Here is a 15,826-nt window from a genome sequence, read left to right on the forward strand (position 1 = left end):
CGTTTGCGCAAACGCTTGCGAGTGATCTGTAATTCCGAAGGGTGGACATGCCGCAGCCGAAGTCGTCACGGCCGACCCAGCGCGACATCGCCGAGCTGGCGGGCGTCTCGATCACGACGGTATCGCACGTGGTGAACGGCACCCGCGCGGTCGCCGAGGAGACCAAAGCAGCGGTGCTGCGGGCGATCGAAACGACCGGCTACACCGGCGACGCGATCGCGCGCTCGCTGGTCACCGGCGGCACGCGGTCGATCGGGATCGCGATCTCCCTGCTGGCGAACCCGTACTTCGCGATGCTCATGCAGGCCATCGAGCGCGAGGCCGCGGCCGCCGGATACACCGTGCTGCTCGCCGACACGCACGACACCGTCGACACCGAGCGCGAAACCGTGCGCACGCTGCGTTCCCGCCGCGTCGATGGACTGCTGATCACCCCGGCGCCCGGCGACGGCTCCGTGATCGGCGAACTCGTCTCGCTCGACGTGCCGACCGTGCTGATCGACCGCCTCGCCACCCGAGGCGACGTCGATCAGGTCGGCGTCGAGAACATCCAGTCGACGTCGGCGCTGACCGCGCACCTGGCGACGCTCGGGCACCGGCGGATCGGCATGATCAGCGGCGCGCCCGGACTGAGCACGAGCGAGGAGCGGACCCTCGGCTACCGGCTCGGCCTCGGCCGGTCGGGACTGACCTGGGCCCCGGAACTGGTGGTGTGCGGGCAGTCCTCGCGGGCGGGCGGCGCGCTCGCGCTGAACACGTTGCTCGCGCTGCCCGAGCCGCCGACGGCGCTGGTCGTGGCGAACGACAGCATGATGGTCGGCGTGCTGCACGAAGCACGGCGGCGCGGCTTGCGGATCGGGCGCGATCTCCCCGTGGTCGGCTACGACGACGTCGAATGGGCCGATCTGGTCGATCCGCCGCTGACGACGATGGCGCAGCCGATCGAGGACATCGGGCGGCAGGCGGTGCGCCTGCTGCTCGGCAGGATCAACGATCCGACGCGGAAAGCACAGACCGTGCGGCTGCCGCCGACGCTGCGGCACCGCGAGTCCTGCGGCTGCCCAGGCGTATCCACTCCGTGACGAGCACACCACCGGGTCACTCACACCGGTGATTCTCTGAGACGTTTACGAGCGGTGTCACGCGTGTCGCGGCCGCTGGCGACTACCTTCACCTGAACACATGTGAGGGCCAGAGGACATGACCGCACTTTCGCCGGAACTCCCGCTCTGGGAGCCTCCGGTAACCCACCGTTTCGGTGTCGCGATGGGGATGCACGCGAGCCCCTACTCGGGTGAGTTGCTGCGCTCGATCAGGGTCGCCGCCGCGCAGGCGGGGTGCGAGGTCACGCTCGCGGACACCGGCGACAGCGTCAGCGAGGAAGCCGCGGTCATCCGCGCGCTGCGCGCCGACCGGGTCGACGGCGTCCTGCTGGTGCCGGCGGCCGGGGACGACGCGGTGATCAACGGACTCGTGCGGATGGGCGTGCCCACCGTGCTGGTGGACCGGATCGCCGGCCGCAACGACGTCGACCAGGTGGGCTCGGAGAACATCCAGGCGGTGTCCGCGCTGGTCCGGCACCTCGCGCAGCGCCGGCACCGCAAGATCGGCCTGATCTCCGGCGACGAAGGCCTGACCACCAGCGAGGAACGCGCGCTCGGCTACCGGCTCGGGCTCGGCCGCTCGGGACTGCGCTGGACGTCCTCACTGGTCGCATGTGGACAGTCGACGCCCGGCGGTGCCGCGCGGGCGACGGCGAAACTGCTCGACGCGTGGCCGTCGCCGACAGCGCTGGTCGTGGCGAGCGAATCGATGCTGATCGGGGTGCAGTACGAGGCGCATCGGCGCGGCATCCGCATCGGCTCGGAACTCGCCGTCGTCGGCTACGGCGACATGGACTGGGCGCGGCAGGTGACCCCCGGTGTAACGACCATGGCGCAGCCGATCGCGGAAATCGGGCGCAAGGCCGTGCAGCTGCTGCTGTCGCGGCTCACCGATCCGGAACGCCGTCCCGAGGCCGTCCGGCTGGCGCCGCGGTTCGAGCACCGCGCGTCCTGCGGCTGCTGAAAGCGTTTGCGCCCCACCGGCCGCTAGGGTGGCCGGCATGAGTGCCGACCTGGCGTACGCCAGTCTGACCGGGCTCGCGGTGGGGGACGCCTTCGGCGCGCAGATCCTGATGCCCGGCGACCACCCGAGCATCCTCGAACGCCGGCTGCCCGCCGCGCCGTGGCAGTGGACCGACGACACCTTGATGGCGTGTTCGCTGGTCAGCGTCCTGGCCCGCCACGGGCACGTCGACCAGGACACGCTCGCCGCGGACTTCGCCGCCCACTACGACGCCGACCGCGGTTACGGCTCGGGTGTTTCGCGCCTGCTCAACCAGATCCGCGCGGGTCAGCCGTGGCAGCAACCGGCCGCCGCGGCGTTCGGCGGCAAGGGTTCCTGGGGCAACGGCGCGGCGATGCGGGTCGCCCCGCTGGGCGCGTGGTTCTGCCACGACCTGCCGCAGGTACTGCGTCAGGCCGAGCTTTCGGCGGTGGTCACCCACTCGCATCTCGACGGCGTCGCCGTCGCGGCCGCCGCGGCGCTGACCGCCTCGGGACTGCGGGGGCCCGCTGTCCTGGAGCAGGTCGTCCCGCTGGTGCCACCCGGTGAGGCCCGGACACGGCTGGGCAGGGCGCTGAAGCTCGCCGACGCCGATCCACGGGACGCGGCGGACGAGCTCGGCATCGGCCGCGAGGTCGCCGCGCACGACACCGTGCCATTGGCCCTGTGGATCGCTTGCACCGCACCGAGTTACGTCGATGCACTGTGGACAGTCGCGCGGCTCGCGGAGGACGTCGACACGGTCGGCGCGATCGTCGGCGGGGTGCTCGGCGCCGCGCGCGCCGAGATTCCGGGCGAGTGGCTCGCCGCGTGCGAACCGTTGCCCGCCTGGCTTCCCGGAAATTCCGGCAGACTGGGAGCATGATCAGTCTCGCCCACACCGCCGACCTCGACGCCGCCACCCAGATCGCCGCACGCACCTTGCTCGACGCCGCGTTCGACGGCGATTTCACCGACGAGGACTGGGAACACGGGCTCGGTGGCATGCATGCCCTGTTCTGGGAGGACGACGAACTGATCGGGCACGCCTCGGTGGTGCAGCGCCGGTTGCTGCACAACGGACGCGCATTGCGTACCGGGTACGTCGAGGCCGTCGCGGTCCGGGCGGATCGGCGCGGGCGGGGTCACGGCGCGGCGCTGATGTCCACTGTGGAGCGTCTGATCCGGGGCGGCTACGAAATCGGCGCACTGTCTTCGTCGTCGGACGCGCTGGACTTCTACGGAGCGCGCGGCTGGGAACTGTGGCGCGGGCCGACCTCGGTGTTCGGCCCGGCGGGCCTGGTCCGGACCGAGGAGGACGACGGCGGCGTGTTCGTGCTGCCGGTGAGCGCCGACCTCGATCCGGACGCACCGCTGGCCTGCGACTGGCGCGACGGCGACGTCTGGTGACTCAGGCTCGACTCAGGCTGCCGGGGCTTCGCGGATGCGCAGCGCGTTGCCGAACGGATCGCGGATGGCCATGTCCGTGCCGTAGGACTGCACCGTCGGCTCCTGCGTGATCTCCACGCCCTTCTCGACGAGTTCGGCGTGCGTCTTGTGGATGTCGTCCGTGGTGAAGCCGAGCCAGCCACCGGTCGCGCCCTTGGTGACCAGTTCCCGGATGCGTTCGGCGGTCGCCTCGTCGTGCGCCGGCGGCCCCGGCCGCTCCAGCAGGATCTCGCGGGCGGGTGTCCCCGGTACGCAGATGGTGAGCCAGCGCATGAAGCCGAGGTCGACGTCGGTGTGCACCTCGAAGCCGAGTTTGCCGACGTAGAAGTCGAGCGCCTCGTCCTGGTCGAGCACGAAGATCGAGGAGAGCGTGATCGCGTTCATCATGCCGCGAAGGTTAACCAGCCGCTGCCGCCGATGGCTTATCCAAAACGACCGCGCTTGATCCGGCTGGGCCCGGCGAGTCAGCCGCGCGGCCGCGTCCAGGCCATCGCGAAGCACGTCGGCACCGGTGCCGCCGGGGCAGCGCCGCGGGCCCGGTAGGCCGTCGGGGATTCGCCGACGATGTCGTGGAACGTGCGGCTGAACGTGCCGAGGCTGCCGAATCCGACGTCGACGCAGATCTCGGTGACACTGCGATCGGTCCGGCGCAGCAACGCCATCGCGCGCTCGACGCGACGGCGTTGCAGGTAGCGGTGCGGGGTTTCGCCGAACGTCGCGCGGAAGGTCCTGGTGAAGTGCGAAGGCGAGAGGTGGGTGAGCCGGGCCAGCGCGGCGACGTCCAGCGGCTCGGCGTACGCGCGATCCATCGCGTCGCGGGCGCGCAGCATGCGCCGGTTCATTTCCTCGACGACCTTACTCATCCTCCACACAGTGTAGCGGCGACGTCTCCCTCCTCGTTACTCCAATTCCGGAGCACTGCCGCTATTCACCAGCGGCGCGCGAGCGCTTCTCGTCTTCCCACAGGCTTGTCACCATTGTCGCGAAGTCGGCATGAGGTTCAGGATCATCCCCGTCGCCGGGCCACCACTCGTACGCGGTCCACTCACCATTGTCCGCGACGCTGTCGGCGTGCAGGAAGAGGTAGTGACCACTGCCCCCGTCGTCGTTCGAAATCAAGACAGAGCGCTTGAGTACTTCGATCCAGTCGTCGTAGGCTCCGGAGTCCGACCAGGCTTCCATAAGCCTGGGTTCCAGGTCCGCGAACCACCCGATCTCGGTGAGATCAAGCAGGTCCACGGCGTAGGAGATCGTATGCCAGCCATTGCTGACCAGGAGAAAATTCCGGTAGCTCGGCGGAAGCCGGATTCCCAGCCTCTGCTCGGCGGCGGCAATCGCGTCCTCGGTCGCCGGTTCGTAGCCCAGCCACCGGTTGGCCCGCTCGGTTTCGCTGGCGAAAAGGTCGTCTCGCCCCTCCTCCGCCATCTCACGCAGAAACGGGGATTCCAGGAACTCGGAGCTGTAACTCTGCAGAAATTCACGCCAGTCGGCGGGAGCCAAGGGTGGCGGCGGAACGTTCACGCGAAACTCCTTCTGCGATGCGTAGATGGTCACGACGCTCACAGGAGGCATTCCACGCGTCAAGCTTCTTGACCCCTTTGGACAACATTCCTGCCCAGTTCTCTCACGCCAGGGAAGCAGCGGCTTCCAGCAGCATCCACGCACCGACCTGCACCGAAAGATCCCGTTCGGGGGCCTCGGGCGGGAGTGGCAGCGAAGGCGCGGGGCGGGACCAATCGGCACTGAACAGCGGTCCGCCGGGGGCTTCGACAGCGCCGGACCAACACGCCTCCGCCGAGGTGAGGACGAGTTCGCGAGCGGTCGCAGCGATCTCGGCGTCCGGCAAACGCCGCGCGGCGAGCGCGAGATAGCGCGCGAGGATCGCGCCGAACAGGCCGCCGTCACCGCCGTTCTGGCCACGCAGCACACCGCCGGGCGCACAATGTTCCGCCACCGCACGCACCGTGCGCGCCGCATTGTCCACTTCGGACAATTCGACGCACGCACCGAGGTAAACTCCTTGGCAGTACGTGTAAATATTCTTCTCCAGCTCGCCGGTGTCGAGCCGGAGGCCGTCCCAGACGAGACCGGTTTCCGGGTCGACGAGAGTGGTGGTCAACCAAGTGGTCAGCGCGGCGGCGTATTCGGTCTCGCCACCGCGAGCATGGAAGATCGCGGCGGGCCCATTCGCCGGAGCGTTCTTGAAGCGATCACCGCGGCGCCACCAGATCCCGCCGCCGGATTCGTCGGTCCAGCCTTCGTGCAGTCGCGCGCCGATGGCGTCGATCGCGCCGTCGAAGCCGTCGATCCCGAGCGCGCGAACCCGTTGCAGCGCAAGGCCGAGCCAGGCGATGTCGTCGTAGTAGTCGTTGATCCAGCGGCCGAAGTTGCGCAGCAGTACCGACTTCGCGAACCGCTCGATCCTTTTCGCCCGCTCTGCCGACGGCGCGCGCAGCTGCGCGTCGACGAGCGAGTCCAGCAGATGCGCCTGCCACCAGTAGTTCCAGTGCCAGTGCAGGCGCTGCCCCGGATCCGGCGGCCAGCCGCTGCGGCCGAGCAGGGTGCCCGGCACCGCCCACACCCGGCGGAGGTGTCGCTCGTGTACCGCCCGCTCGGCCGCGGCGGCCCGTTCCGCATGCATGAGGACATCCTTCCTTGCCGTGCGACATACCGCTCGGTATGTTCGAGGTCCCGACACTGGCTCGCGAGGTGCCCATGACCACGGCCTATGTGACCTGTCCGCTGTGCGAAGCGACCTGCGGCCTGGAGGTGACGCTCGATTCCGGACAGGTCACCCGTGTCCAGGGCGACGCCGCGGACGTCTTCTCGAAGGGCTACATCTGCCCGAAGGGTGCCTCGCTCGGCGCACTGCACCACGATCCCGATCGGCTGACGAAACCGCTGGTCAAGCGGGACGGCGAGTTCGCAGAGGTCAGCTGGGACGAGGCGTTCGAGGAGATCGGCCGGCGGCTGCCGCCCCTGATCGAGCAGTACGGCCGCGACGCCGTCGCGGTGTACGCGGGCAACCCGGGCGCCCACAACCTCGCGCTGATCCTCTACGGCCGGGTGCTCTACAAAGCGTTGGGTACCAAGAACTTCTACAGCGCGACCTCGGTGGACCAGCTCCCGAAGCACTTCTCGTCCGGCTATCTCTTCGGTGATCCGCTCGCCATTCCGGTGCCCGACCTCGACCGCACTCGGCACCTGCTGGTGCTCGGCGCGAACCCGCTGGTGTCGAACGGCAGCCTGATGACCGCGCCGGACACCCGCGGCAAACTCCGCGCGATCCAGCGACGCGGCGGCAAGATCGTCGTCGTCGACCCACGCCGGACACGGACCGCGAGGCTCGCCGACGAACATCACCCGATCGTGCCCGGAACCGACGCGCTGTTGCTGTTCGCGCTGGTCAACGTCCTGTTCGCGGAGAACCGCGTCGCACTCGGACGCCTCGAAGAGCACGTGGCCGGGATCGACGAGGTCCGCGAGCTGGCCCGGCCGTTCACGCCCGAGGCCGTCGCCTCACACACCGGCATCGCCGCCGACACGATCCGGCGGATGGCACTCGACCTCGCGGACGCCGAGAGCGCCGCCGTGTACGGCCGGATCGGGACCACGACGCAGGCGTTCGGAACAGTCGCGAGCTGGCTGGTGGACGTGCTGAACGTGCTCACCGGCAACCTCGACCGCGGGGGTGGCGCGATGTTCCCGCTGGCCGCGGCCGGGCCGAGCGGCCGGTCACGGGCGTTCACCACCGGCCGCTGGGCGAGCCGGGTGCGCGGCTATCCCGAGGTGTTCGGCGAACTGCCGGTCGCCACGCTCGCCGACGAGATCGAGACGCCGGGCGAGGGCCAGGTCAGCGCGCTGATCACGATCAGCGGGAACCCGTGTGTCAGCACGCCGAACGCGGGACGCCTGTCCCAGGCGCTGGGGCAGCTGGACTTCATGGTGTCACTGGACATCTACCTCAACGAGACCTCACGCCAGGCCGACGTCATCCTTCCCGGACCGTCCCCTTTGGAGCGTCCGCACTACGACCTCGCGCTCTACCAGCTCGCGGTGCGCAACGTGGCGAACTGGACCCCGGCGGCGCTGGACACGGACGTGCCGCAGGAGTGGCAGACCGCGCTGCGGCTGACCGGGATCGTCACCGGCCAGGGCCCGCACGCCGACATCGCGGCGCTGGACGAGTTCGTGGCCGCCGAAGCCGCGCGGCGCAACGGTGTCGACGTGGGCCTCGCCGCGGGCCGAGTCGGGCCGGAGCGGCTGGTCGACCTGATGCTGCGTGCCGGGCCGTACGACCTGACGCTGGCGGATCTCGAAGCGGCACCGCACGGTGTCGACCTCGGCCCGCTCCGGCCACGGATCCCGGCCGTCCTGCGCACCGCGAGCGGGCGGATCGAGCTGGCGCCGCCGGTGATCACCGGGGACGTCGCGCGGCTGCGGGCCTCGCTGTCCTCTGCGCCGCTGGATGGTCTGGTGCTGATCGGGCGGCGGCAGCTCAGCTCGAACAACTCGTGGATGCACAACCTCGCGCCGCTGGTCCGCGGGGCCAACCGGTGCACCGTGCAGGTGCACCCGGCCGACGCGACTCGGCTCGGGCTGACCGACGGCGGCCTCGCGTCGGTGACGTCGCGGGCCGGGAAGCTCGAAGTGCCTGTCGAGGTGACGGACGAGGTACGCCAAGGCGTCGTGAGCATCCCGCACGGCTGGGGACACGACGTCGACGGCGTGCGGACGCGGGTGGCGCGGGCGCATCCCGGAGTGAACTCGAACCTCGTCGCCGATGAGCAGCTGACCGATGCGCTCTCCGGGACGGCAGTGCTGAACGGAATCCCGGTCGAGGTCGCCCCGGCCTGACCTATCAACCGTATTTCGCTGGCCGAAAAGCTCGACTCACTCGTTAGGGTGACCTATTCGGTCAACTCCCGTTAGCCGAACAGGCAACGGTGATTCGGCGTGAGCCGACATGGGTGATGATCTTGCATGGACGGGCCGAAAGGTGCTCGTCCAGACAGTTGCCAGCAGAATTCCGGTTTAGGGAGCGCCACCATGAAAATGGCGAAAACGGGTAAGTTCAGGGCCGCTTTGGTGATCGGTGCGGCCGCGGTCGGTATTTCCCTGCTGGGCGCCGGTAGCGCGTCCGCGGTGGAGGTGCCGGTCGCGGGGCCGTACCCCAACCTCGACGCGTGCGTCCATGCCTTGCGCGCGTTGCCGCCGATCAAGGGTGAGCAGGGCAGGGAGTGCGACACCGGCAAGGACGGCAAATGGTACGTGCTCTCGGACCTCCCGACGAAGTGAGCTCCGCCGCCGCATGCCGTTAAGGCCACCTTACGGGCGTCCGGTGCCCGCAAGGTGGCCTTAACGGCATTTCGCTGGTCGAGGCCCGTGACCGCCTCGGTTTTGTATCCACCGGCGGCGACTACCAACGGCCCCTCGTCGGCGAAGGCACGCCCGGGTTTCCGGTCATGGTCGCCCGGCCTGCCAGACGTCGTCTTCAGTTCTTGTACGAGATGTCCAGGAAGATTTTCCCGTCCTTGACAATGCACTCAAGGCCGTCGACATTGGGGTCGGACGGGAAGTTCATCAGCGCTTGGTGACACTCATCATTGTTGGCATACGGGCCCCGGTACTCCTCGTGGCTGGCAAACGCAGTGCCGGCGGTGAGCAGAGAAGCACCGACACCGGTGACGGCGATAGCCGCCACAGTCGCGAGTTTCCGCATTTTCACGGGTAATCCCTCCGTGGCTCGAATCATGCTGACAAGTACCAGCAAAACGCCACCGAGGTACCGTCGCCACGGGCGTGCACGTTCGGTGCGACAGGACTGCCCCTTGTACTCCGGCAGTTGGTGATTTCCTCATCAGCCACCGGATGAAGTGAGTTGCCGACCTGAGCCTCAGGACTCGGTCGCGCCCGCCGGGTTCGCGTCGGCACCGAGGTAGGTGCCGTAGCCCTCGGCCACGAGCGGGCCGTCGAAGAGCAGCACCTCGTTGACGAGGCCGCCCTTCTGGTTGCGGTAGTTGATCACCAGGCTGTCGACCCCGAGGTAGCTGCCCAGGACCTCGAACCGCAGGTCGGGGATGCGCCGCAGGCCCTCCGCCCAGTAGGCACGCAGGGCTTCCTTGCCGCGGATGACGCCGTCGCCGCCGAGCAGCTGAGCCGCCACCGGCGAGCGGAACGTCACGTCGTCGGCGAAGTGCGTCATCAGGGCGTCGAGGTCGTGGGCGTTCCACGCGGTCACCCAGCCGTCGACGAACTTACGCGCCGTTTCATGATCCATACGGCGATTATCACCAAGCAGCGGACAGATCGGCGTGCTCCCGGACCCAGGCGTGCATCACAATCCCGGCGGCGACCCCGGCGTTGATCGAGCGGGTCGTCCCGAACTGGGCGATCGACACCACCAGTGATGCCGCGGACTGAGCTTCCTCCGACAGTCCCGGCCCCTCCTGGCCGAACAACAGCACACAGGCACGCGGCAGCTCCGCGGTCTCGATCGGCTGCGCGCCCGGAGTGTTGTCGACGGCGACGATCGCCAGGTTCGAGTCCGCGGCGAAGGCCACCAGGCCGTCGACGCCGTCGTGGTGACGTAGGTGCTGGTAGCGGTCGGTCACCATGGCGCCGCGGCGGTTCCAGCGGCGACGGCCGACGATGTGTACCTCGGCCGCGGCGAAGGCGTTCGCCGTCCGGACCACGGTGCCGATGTTGTGATCGTGCTGGAAGTTCTCGATGGCGACGTGGAACGGGTGCCGCCGGCTGTCCACATCGGACACGATGGCCTCGCGCCGCCAGTAGCGGTAGGCGTCGACGACGTTGCGGCGGTCACCGTTCGCGAGCAGCTCGGGGTCGTACCGGTCGTCGGCGGGCCACTCACCCGGCCACGGTCCGACACCGACCTCCTCCTGGCTCACCCATTCGGTGGGCCCGGCTTCGGGCGCCTGCCCCGTCATCGCCTTGTCCGTCATCGCGCTGTCACGCGACGATTGTCGCTCAGTGGTGGACGACCGAATGCGCCGGTGCCCCGTGGTGGTCGCGATGACGCCAGCGCTGGTAGGCGACGGTGTAGGAGAAGATCACCAGCGCGAGCGCGAGGACGACGACCACCGGCAGCGCCGCACGCGGGATCACCGTGTCGTACAGGTAGTAGGCGTTGAAGCCGCCGGGCAGGTCACCGAGGCCCTGCTCGTGCCGGAAGTAGTTCTCCAGCGCCGTGAGCGGGCAGGGAATCGGCGTCACGTTGACCAGGACACCCCAGATGGCGAAGAAGACGTGGACGAAGACGACCTTCGGCCAGCGCCAGGCGAGAAATCCGCCCAGCCCGATGAACAGCAGGGCCAGAATATGCACCAACACGGTCAAGTCGGCAAGAAATCTCACCAGCACCGCCCCATTCCCCACATCCCTCTACCAGCGACTTTACTCTCACCTCACAGGAGAAAGCCGACAAAAGGATCTCGGAGCTGTGATATTCGACCTACTGACGCAACCTGTTCACTCTCCGGGTGACGGCGGCGTCACTCCAGGTGGGAACTCCTCGGGGCGCCGACGGCCCGGATACGGGGTCGGCTCCTCGTGCGGGTACTGCCGGGGCGCGCCGGGCGGTGGCTTCCGATGCGGGTACGGCGGCTGGTGACCGGGCCGCTCGGGTGGCTCAGGCGGCTTGCCCGGTTCCGGGATCTCCACGCCTCCGACGGTACGCCCCGAGCACGCCGGAAGACCGCGCGTCCGCCACGGGCGAACGGCTCAGAGCGCCCTGGCGCTGGTCGTTTTCGTGGTGAAGCGGAGTTCGAGGCGCACCGGGAGCGTCTCCACCTCCAGCGCCTGGCGCAGCCGAGCGACGGCGTGCGACGCGATCCGGTGCCGCAACGCGGTGATGTCGACGTCCTGCTCGGCGGTGACCAGCAGGTACAGCTCGGGCTCGTCCCGCGACCCGGACACCCACGCCGACGCCGACTTCACGCCCTCGTACCCCTCGATGTCGGTGGCGACCGGGGCGTTGGCAGCCGACGAGTCCATCGTGGTGGTCCCGTCCTCGGGACTTTCCTCCAGTCGCCAGCCGACGGATTTCGGCGTCCGGAACGCCTGCGCGGCCAGCCAGCGCAGGCACAGCAGCCCGACGACGACCGCGACGGCGACCGTCACCCAGAAGACCCAGACCGGCGGCGCCGCGGTGCCCGGAACCAGCGGCGACGCGGGATCGAGCACGCGCAGCCAGCCGAAGTACGTCGCGACGGCGAACCCGCCGCCCGCGAGCAGCACGAGCCCGGTCAGCGCGAGCACCGTCCGATTCAGCCCGGCAGGGCGATTGACACGGCTCATCGGACACCTCGCGTGGTCACGGCCCGTACCCGTACGCGGACCTCCGGCGGATTCTCCGGCCCGATCTCCTCGATCCGGCGGGCGAGCGTGACGCGGACCGCGTCGGCGAGCCCGTCGGTGTTGTCGCGGCTGGTCCGCACGTGGGCGACGACCTTCTTGCGCCCCAAGCGGATCCGGGCGGCGGTGACGCCGTCCACCGAGTTCGCCGCGCCCCGCAAGGAAACGAGCACGCCGCGGCGGGTGATGCCGGAGTCGAACCCGGCCTCCTCGGTCAGCGGCACGACGGTCGGACGCCCCGGCACCACGGCCAGCACCAGCAGCACGAGCCCGGCCAGTACGGCCACCCCGCCCCAGACGAGCACGGGCAGCGTGTGCCAGGTCGTCGCGTGGACACGCTCGGCGATCGCGTCGTAGGAAAGGAACGGCCGCTCACCGACGAGCCGCTGCACCAGCGCGACGACGATCAGCACGCACGCGGCGAGCAGCACCAGTGCGAGCAGTGACGCGGGCAGCCCGCGCCGCGGACGGCGGATCACAGCACCCTCCTCGTCGTCACGGGTTCGTTCGGCAGCGCGGGCACGGTGATGTCGACCCGGCGCACGGTCAGCCCCGTCAGTTCGGCGGTCCGGGCCGACACATGCGCGCGGGCCTGTTCGGTGGTCCGGCCGACCGGCGCCGGATAGCGCACCGGCAGCCGAACGTCCAAAGTGGCCGATTCCGCATCGATCCTTGCGCCGACCTGGACGTCCTCACCGACCCCGTCGACCTCGCCCGCCGCCCGCGCGGCGATGCGGCGGACGGCGCGCTCGGCCAGTGTGGTGCGTCCCCGGTCCTCCGGGGCGATGTCCGCGGGCCCGGCGGGCACAGCGGCGGCGGTCATGGCCTACCTCCGATCCCGGACGGACCCGACGAGCGAGGAAAGGTCGAGCTTGCCGTCGAGCCAGCGCCCGGCCAGCAGACCCAGCGCGCCGAGCACCAGCACGATGACGAAGGCGCCGAATCCGCCGAACGCGGCGGCGAACCCGAGCGCCAGCCCGGTGAACAACCCGATCGACGTCGCACTCATGTCACTTCACCCTGTCGCTGGCAGGTTCCTCATCGTCGTCGCCCGGGATGTAGACGTCGTTGACGTTGATGTTGACCTCGACGACCTCCAGACCGGTCATCTGCTCGATCGCGGTGATCACGTTGCGCCGCACCGAACGCGCGAGATCCGCGATGCTCACGCCGTACTCGACGACGATCTGCAGATCCACCGCGGCCTGCTTCTCGCCGACCTCGACCGAGACGCCCTGGCCGACGCTGGCGGACGCGCCGGGGATCCGGTCGCGGATCGCGCCGAACGCGCGGGCCGCACCGCCACCGACGTCGTGCACGCCGGACACCTCACGCGTGGCGAGGCCGGCGATCTTCTGCACGACGACGTCGGCGATCGACGTGGTGCCCTGCTTGGTGACCAGCCCGTCGTCCTTGGTGGTGACCAGGGTGCCGGTCGAGTTCCTGCTGGAGGTGCCTTCAGCGGTCTTCTTGCCGGTAGCCGTGTCGGTCATGCCGTCCTCCCTGCGTTCTGGTGGGGCACAAGGGTTTGTGTCCCCTTCACCTGTATCGACACGATCGCGAAGCGTTCGTCACTACCCGATCGTGTGACCTGGATCGCTTTGTCCTCCGGAAAACGCGGCGCCGTCGATGTCGGTCACGACGAGCCGCAGCGTCGCCTTCTCCCATTCCGTCCCCGCGAGCAGCGGGCGCACCGCTTCGGTCGCCCGCGCCAGCAACGGCGGCAGCGGCAGCCGGGTGGCGATCAGCCGGATCTCCACGAGTTCGGCGGTCAGTTCGACGGCGAACCCGTCCCAGTCCCATGGCAGCCACGTGGTGGCTTCCTCCGCGATGGGCGTCGCCGGGCGAAGACCGGGGATCGCCTTGACCGCGCCGACGAGTTTCTCGGTGACTTCGGCCGCCGACATCACCACTGCTCCGGCTCGATGTCCAAAATGGACACGGACACTTCGCCGACCGTCAGGCCGGTCTGCTCGGCCACCATCCGGACGACGCCGCGCTGCACGGCCTGCGCGACCGCGGCGGCCTGATCGACCGCCGAGGTGACGAGGTCGACGGACACGTTCAGCGTCCCGTCGTCGGCGTGACGCACGCGAACGCCGTCGGAAGGGGCCGGATCGAGGCCCTTCCAGCGTTGCCGGGCGGCCCGCGTCCACGCGGTGACCAGGCCGCGCAGGCCGGGTTCGAGCCGCACCACGCCGGGCGTCTCGATCGCGGCCCGCGCGGCGACGCTCGCGATCACCGGATCGGCGATCACGAACTCCGCTCTCGGCCGGGGCAGGTCGGTCAGGTCGGACACGGTCATCGATCGTCCCCCGCGGTTTCCTCGTACACGTCGACCATCACCAGATCGAGTTTCGCCAGCACCAGGCCGACTCTCGCGGCCGCGGCGGCGGTGACCCGCTCACGCACCCGCGACAACGCCTCGCCGCCCGCCGCGTTCCGCAGGCTCACCGCGAGGGTGAGTTCGACCTCGACGACGCTCTCGCCGTTTGGTCCTTCACCGACGGCGCGGACCCGGCAGCGGCGGGCCCGGACGCCGCCGACCGAGTCCGCGGCGTACCGCAGCACGACCGCGACGGCCTGCTCACTCACCTCGACCGGTCCCAGCTCCGTCGCCGGCAGGGTCAGCATCTGGCCGCGCCGGACCTCGGCGCGGACCGCGGACATGATCCGGCCGACCAGATCGGGCGGCGTGGCTTCCGGCTCGGCGATCAGCTCCTGCGTCGCCTCGCGCAGCGCCAGCAGGCTTTCGCGGGCGACCCGGCAGTGCGGGCAGGACAGCTCGTGCTCGTCGGCGAGGCCGGCGCCGACGACGTCCATGCGCTCCCAGACCCGCTCCAGCTCCCGGCCGCACGGCAGTTCGTACTCCTCGGTCGTGTTGTTCACCGCCATGGCTTCATCACCTCGGCCAACTGGGCTCGCGCCCGCGCTATCCGACCGCGGACCGCCACCGCGTTCGCGCCGACGATCTCGGCGATCTCGTCGTAGGACCGGCCGTGCACCTCGCGCAGCAGCCAGCACGCCCGCTGGGGCGGGGTCAGCCGCTGCAGGGCCTCGTTGAGCGCTGCCAGCTGGCTCGACACCTGGGCCGCGTGCTCGGGCCGGGTCTCCGCCCGTGGCGACTCGGCCGTGTCCAGGTCGACGTCGGCGCGCGGGCGGCGCGCCCTGATCACGTTGAGACAGCGGTTGGTCGTGGTCCGGTAGAGCCAGCCGACGAACGCCGCGTCGTCGTTGAGCTGCGCGAGCCTGCGCCACGCCGTGAGGAAGACGTCCTGAACGACGTCCTCGGCGTCGGCGCGGTCCGCGAGCATCCGCGACGCGAGCTTGAACATCGGACCCTGGTAACGCAGCACGAGCTGCTCGTACGCCCGGACGTCGCCGTCACGGGCGCGGCCCACCAGGGTCGCGTCGTCGAGCGGCGTGCCGGGCTCCGCACTGGTCGTGGTCACGGCACCTCCTCGGGAAGGAGGACACCCGGGAGCGGAGAACGTCACGGGTGGATTGTGGGTGATCATCGCCACCCCGGCGAATCCGTGCCGTTCCACTGGGTGACGGTGTCGTACCGGTGAGCGCATCCGCGAGGGGTGCGACCGAGGAGCATCGGAGGTGCCTGATGTCGTTGGGCGACAAGATCAGCAACAAGGCGGACGACCTCGGCGGGAAGGCCAAGGAGGCCGCGGGGAACGTCACCGGGGACGAGCAGCTGCAGGCCGAGGGCAAGACGGACCAGGCGAAGGCCGGGCTGAAGGACGCCGCCGAGAAGGTCAAGGACGCCGTCGGCGACGCCGTGAACAAGATCCGCAAGTGAGCTGAAGGGGGGGGGGGGGGTGGGGCTCTGGGGATGGGTGTCAAGCGCGCGGGGCGTGGGGGGGGTGAGGGAGGAGACGAGCGCGAGCGGGGGCGGGGGGGCTCG

The 15,826-nt window shown here is 69.7% G+C and carries 24 protein-coding genes; 7 read left to right on the forward strand and 17 right to left on the reverse strand.

Annotation, left to right across the window (positions count from 1 at the left end; genetic code table 11):
- Positions 1 to 47 precede the first annotated feature (47 nt).
- The 4 genes from ACFWX1_RS06145 to ACFWX1_RS06160 all read left to right on the forward strand — a co-directional run bounded on the left by ACFWX1_RS06145 (position 48) and on the right by ACFWX1_RS06160 (position 3,495).
- Entirely contained in the window at positions 48 to 1,082 is a 1,035-nt protein-coding gene (locus tag ACFWX1_RS06145; RefSeq protein WP_378326259.1) for a LacI family DNA-binding transcriptional regulator, read from the forward strand.
- A gap of 118 nt (positions 1,083 to 1,200) precedes the next feature.
- Complete coding sequence (locus ACFWX1_RS06150) at positions 1,201 to 2,067, forward strand: LacI family DNA-binding transcriptional regulator (RefSeq protein WP_378384363.1); 867 nt, start codon at positions 1,201 to 1,203, stop codon at positions 2,065 to 2,067.
- Positions 2,068 to 2,104: 37 nt separating this feature from the next.
- Positions 2,105 to 2,971, forward strand: coding sequence for an ADP-ribosylglycohydrolase family protein (locus tag ACFWX1_RS06155; RefSeq protein ID WP_378384365.1), 867 nt, complete (start codon positions 2,105 to 2,107; stop codon positions 2,969 to 2,971).
- Positions 2,968 to 3,495 (forward strand): GNAT family N-acetyltransferase, encoded by a 528-nt coding sequence (locus ACFWX1_RS06160; RefSeq protein ID WP_378384367.1) that lies wholly within the window; start codon positions 2,968 to 2,970, stop codon positions 3,493 to 3,495. The genes ACFWX1_RS06155 and ACFWX1_RS06160 overlap by 4 nt, the downstream gene beginning before the upstream one ends.
- Before the next feature lie 12 nt (positions 3,496 to 3,507).
- On the opposite strand, the gene ACFWX1_RS06165 is transcribed toward ACFWX1_RS06160, so the two are convergent.
- The 4 genes from ACFWX1_RS06165 to ACFWX1_RS06180 all read right to left on the reverse strand — a co-directional run bounded on the left by ACFWX1_RS06165 (position 3,508) and on the right by ACFWX1_RS06180 (position 6,175).
- Positions 3,508 to 3,921 (reverse strand): VOC family protein, encoded by a 414-nt coding sequence (locus ACFWX1_RS06165; protein ID WP_378384369.1) that lies wholly within the window; start codon positions 3,919 to 3,921, stop codon positions 3,508 to 3,510.
- 77 nt (positions 3,922 to 3,998) lie between these two features.
- Positions 3,999 to 4,397 carry a helix-turn-helix domain-containing protein gene (locus ACFWX1_RS06170; RefSeq protein ID WP_378384371.1) on the reverse strand — a complete coding sequence of 133 codons (399 nt, stop codon included), beginning with the start codon at positions 4,395 to 4,397 and terminating at the stop codon, positions 3,999 to 4,001.
- Positions 4,398 to 4,458: 61 nt separating this feature from the next.
- Positions 4,459 to 5,088, reverse strand: coding sequence for an SMI1/KNR4 family protein (locus tag ACFWX1_RS06175; RefSeq protein ID WP_378384373.1), 630 nt, complete (start codon positions 5,086 to 5,088; stop codon positions 4,459 to 4,461).
- Positions 5,089 to 5,158: 70 nt separating this feature from the next.
- Complete coding sequence (locus ACFWX1_RS06180; protein ID WP_378384375.1) at positions 5,159 to 6,175, reverse strand: glycoside hydrolase family 76 protein; 1,017 nt, start codon at positions 6,173 to 6,175, stop codon at positions 5,159 to 5,161.
- A gap of 74 nt (positions 6,176 to 6,249) precedes the next feature.
- Between ACFWX1_RS06180 and ACFWX1_RS06185 the strand changes: the two genes are divergently transcribed.
- Complete coding sequence (locus ACFWX1_RS06185; RefSeq protein WP_378384377.1) at positions 6,250 to 8,391, forward strand: molybdopterin-dependent oxidoreductase; 2,142 nt, start codon at positions 6,250 to 6,252, stop codon at positions 8,389 to 8,391.
- 192 nt (positions 8,392 to 8,583) lie between these two features.
- Positions 8,584 to 8,832, forward strand: a complete 249-nt coding sequence (locus tag ACFWX1_RS06190) for a hypothetical protein (protein ID WP_378384379.1) — start codon at positions 8,584 to 8,586, stop codon at positions 8,830 to 8,832.
- Between the two features lie 196 nt (positions 8,833 to 9,028).
- Here the strand turns inward: ACFWX1_RS06190 and ACFWX1_RS06195 are convergent, their stop codons facing one another.
- From ACFWX1_RS06195 to ACFWX1_RS06255, 13 genes are all read right to left on the reverse strand, one after another.
- Positions 9,029 to 9,238 carry a hypothetical protein gene (locus ACFWX1_RS06195; RefSeq protein WP_378384381.1) on the reverse strand — a complete coding sequence of 70 codons (210 nt, stop codon included), beginning with the start codon at positions 9,236 to 9,238 and terminating at the stop codon, positions 9,029 to 9,031.
- A 192-nt stretch (positions 9,239 to 9,430) separates the two neighbouring features.
- A complete protein-coding gene (locus ACFWX1_RS06200) occupies positions 9,431 to 9,814 on the reverse strand; it encodes a nuclear transport factor 2 family protein (RefSeq protein ID WP_378384383.1) in 384 nt (127 codons plus the stop codon).
- A 10-nt stretch (positions 9,815 to 9,824) separates the two neighbouring features.
- Positions 9,825 to 10,484 carry a TrmH family RNA methyltransferase gene (locus tag ACFWX1_RS06205; protein ID WP_378384385.1) on the reverse strand — a complete coding sequence of 220 codons (660 nt, stop codon included), beginning with the start codon at positions 10,482 to 10,484 and terminating at the stop codon, positions 9,825 to 9,827.
- Positions 10,485 to 10,524: 40 nt separating this feature from the next.
- Positions 10,525 to 10,914, reverse strand: a complete 390-nt coding sequence (locus tag ACFWX1_RS06210; protein ID WP_378384479.1) for a DUF2784 domain-containing protein — start codon at positions 10,912 to 10,914, stop codon at positions 10,525 to 10,527.
- Positions 10,915 to 11,277: 363 nt separating this feature from the next.
- Positions 11,278 to 11,853, reverse strand: coding sequence for an alkaline shock response membrane anchor protein AmaP (gene amaP, locus ACFWX1_RS06215; RefSeq protein WP_378384387.1), 576 nt, complete (start codon positions 11,851 to 11,853; stop codon positions 11,278 to 11,280).
- Complete coding sequence (locus tag ACFWX1_RS06220; RefSeq protein WP_378384389.1) at positions 11,850 to 12,389, reverse strand: DUF6286 domain-containing protein; 540 nt, start codon at positions 12,387 to 12,389, stop codon at positions 11,850 to 11,852. Before ACFWX1_RS06220 ends, amaP begins: the two co-directional genes overlap by 4 nt.
- Positions 12,386 to 12,733: an Asp23/Gls24 family envelope stress response protein gene (locus tag ACFWX1_RS06225; RefSeq protein ID WP_378384391.1), complete on the reverse strand. Its 348-nt coding sequence runs from the start codon at positions 12,731 to 12,733 to the stop codon at positions 12,386 to 12,388. The genes ACFWX1_RS06220 and ACFWX1_RS06225 overlap by 4 nt, the downstream gene beginning before the upstream one ends.
- Before the next feature lie 3 nt (positions 12,734 to 12,736).
- Positions 12,737 to 12,919 (reverse strand): hypothetical protein, encoded by a 183-nt coding sequence (locus ACFWX1_RS06230; RefSeq protein ID WP_378384393.1) that lies wholly within the window; start codon positions 12,917 to 12,919, stop codon positions 12,737 to 12,739.
- A 1-nt stretch (position 12,920) separates the two neighbouring features.
- Positions 12,921 to 13,403, reverse strand: a complete 483-nt coding sequence (locus ACFWX1_RS06235) for an Asp23/Gls24 family envelope stress response protein (RefSeq protein WP_378384395.1) — start codon at positions 13,401 to 13,403, stop codon at positions 12,921 to 12,923.
- 81 nt (positions 13,404 to 13,484) lie between these two features.
- A complete protein-coding gene (locus ACFWX1_RS06240) occupies positions 13,485 to 13,817 on the reverse strand; it encodes a hypothetical protein (RefSeq protein ID WP_378384397.1) in 333 nt (110 codons plus the stop codon).
- Positions 13,817 to 14,215, reverse strand: a complete 399-nt coding sequence (locus tag ACFWX1_RS06245; RefSeq protein ID WP_378384399.1) for an Asp23/Gls24 family envelope stress response protein — start codon at positions 14,213 to 14,215, stop codon at positions 13,817 to 13,819. The genes ACFWX1_RS06240 and ACFWX1_RS06245 overlap by 1 nt, the downstream gene beginning before the upstream one ends.
- A complete protein-coding gene (locus tag ACFWX1_RS06250) occupies positions 14,212 to 14,805 on the reverse strand; it encodes an Asp23/Gls24 family envelope stress response protein (protein ID WP_378384401.1) in 594 nt (197 codons plus the stop codon). The genes ACFWX1_RS06245 and ACFWX1_RS06250 overlap by 4 nt, the downstream gene beginning before the upstream one ends.
- Positions 14,796 to 15,362 (reverse strand): RNA polymerase sigma factor, encoded by a 567-nt coding sequence (locus ACFWX1_RS06255; RefSeq protein WP_378326281.1) that lies wholly within the window; start codon positions 15,360 to 15,362, stop codon positions 14,796 to 14,798. Before ACFWX1_RS06255 ends, ACFWX1_RS06250 begins: the two co-directional genes overlap by 10 nt.
- Positions 15,363 to 15,526: 164 nt before the next feature.
- Here ACFWX1_RS06255 and ACFWX1_RS06260 point away from each other — a divergent pair, with 164 nt between their 5' ends.
- The gene (locus ACFWX1_RS06260) at positions 15,527 to 15,721 is read left to right on the forward strand and encodes a CsbD family protein (RefSeq protein WP_378384403.1); all 195 of its coding nucleotides are present in this window, start codon (positions 15,527 to 15,529) and stop codon (positions 15,719 to 15,721) included.
- Positions 15,722 to 15,826 lie beyond the last annotated feature (105 nt).

Source organism: Amycolatopsis sp. NPDC059021 (assembly GCF_042739895.1).
In the GTDB taxonomy this organism is placed as follows: Bacteria; Actinomycetota; Actinomycetes; order Mycobacteriales; family Pseudonocardiaceae; genus Amycolatopsis.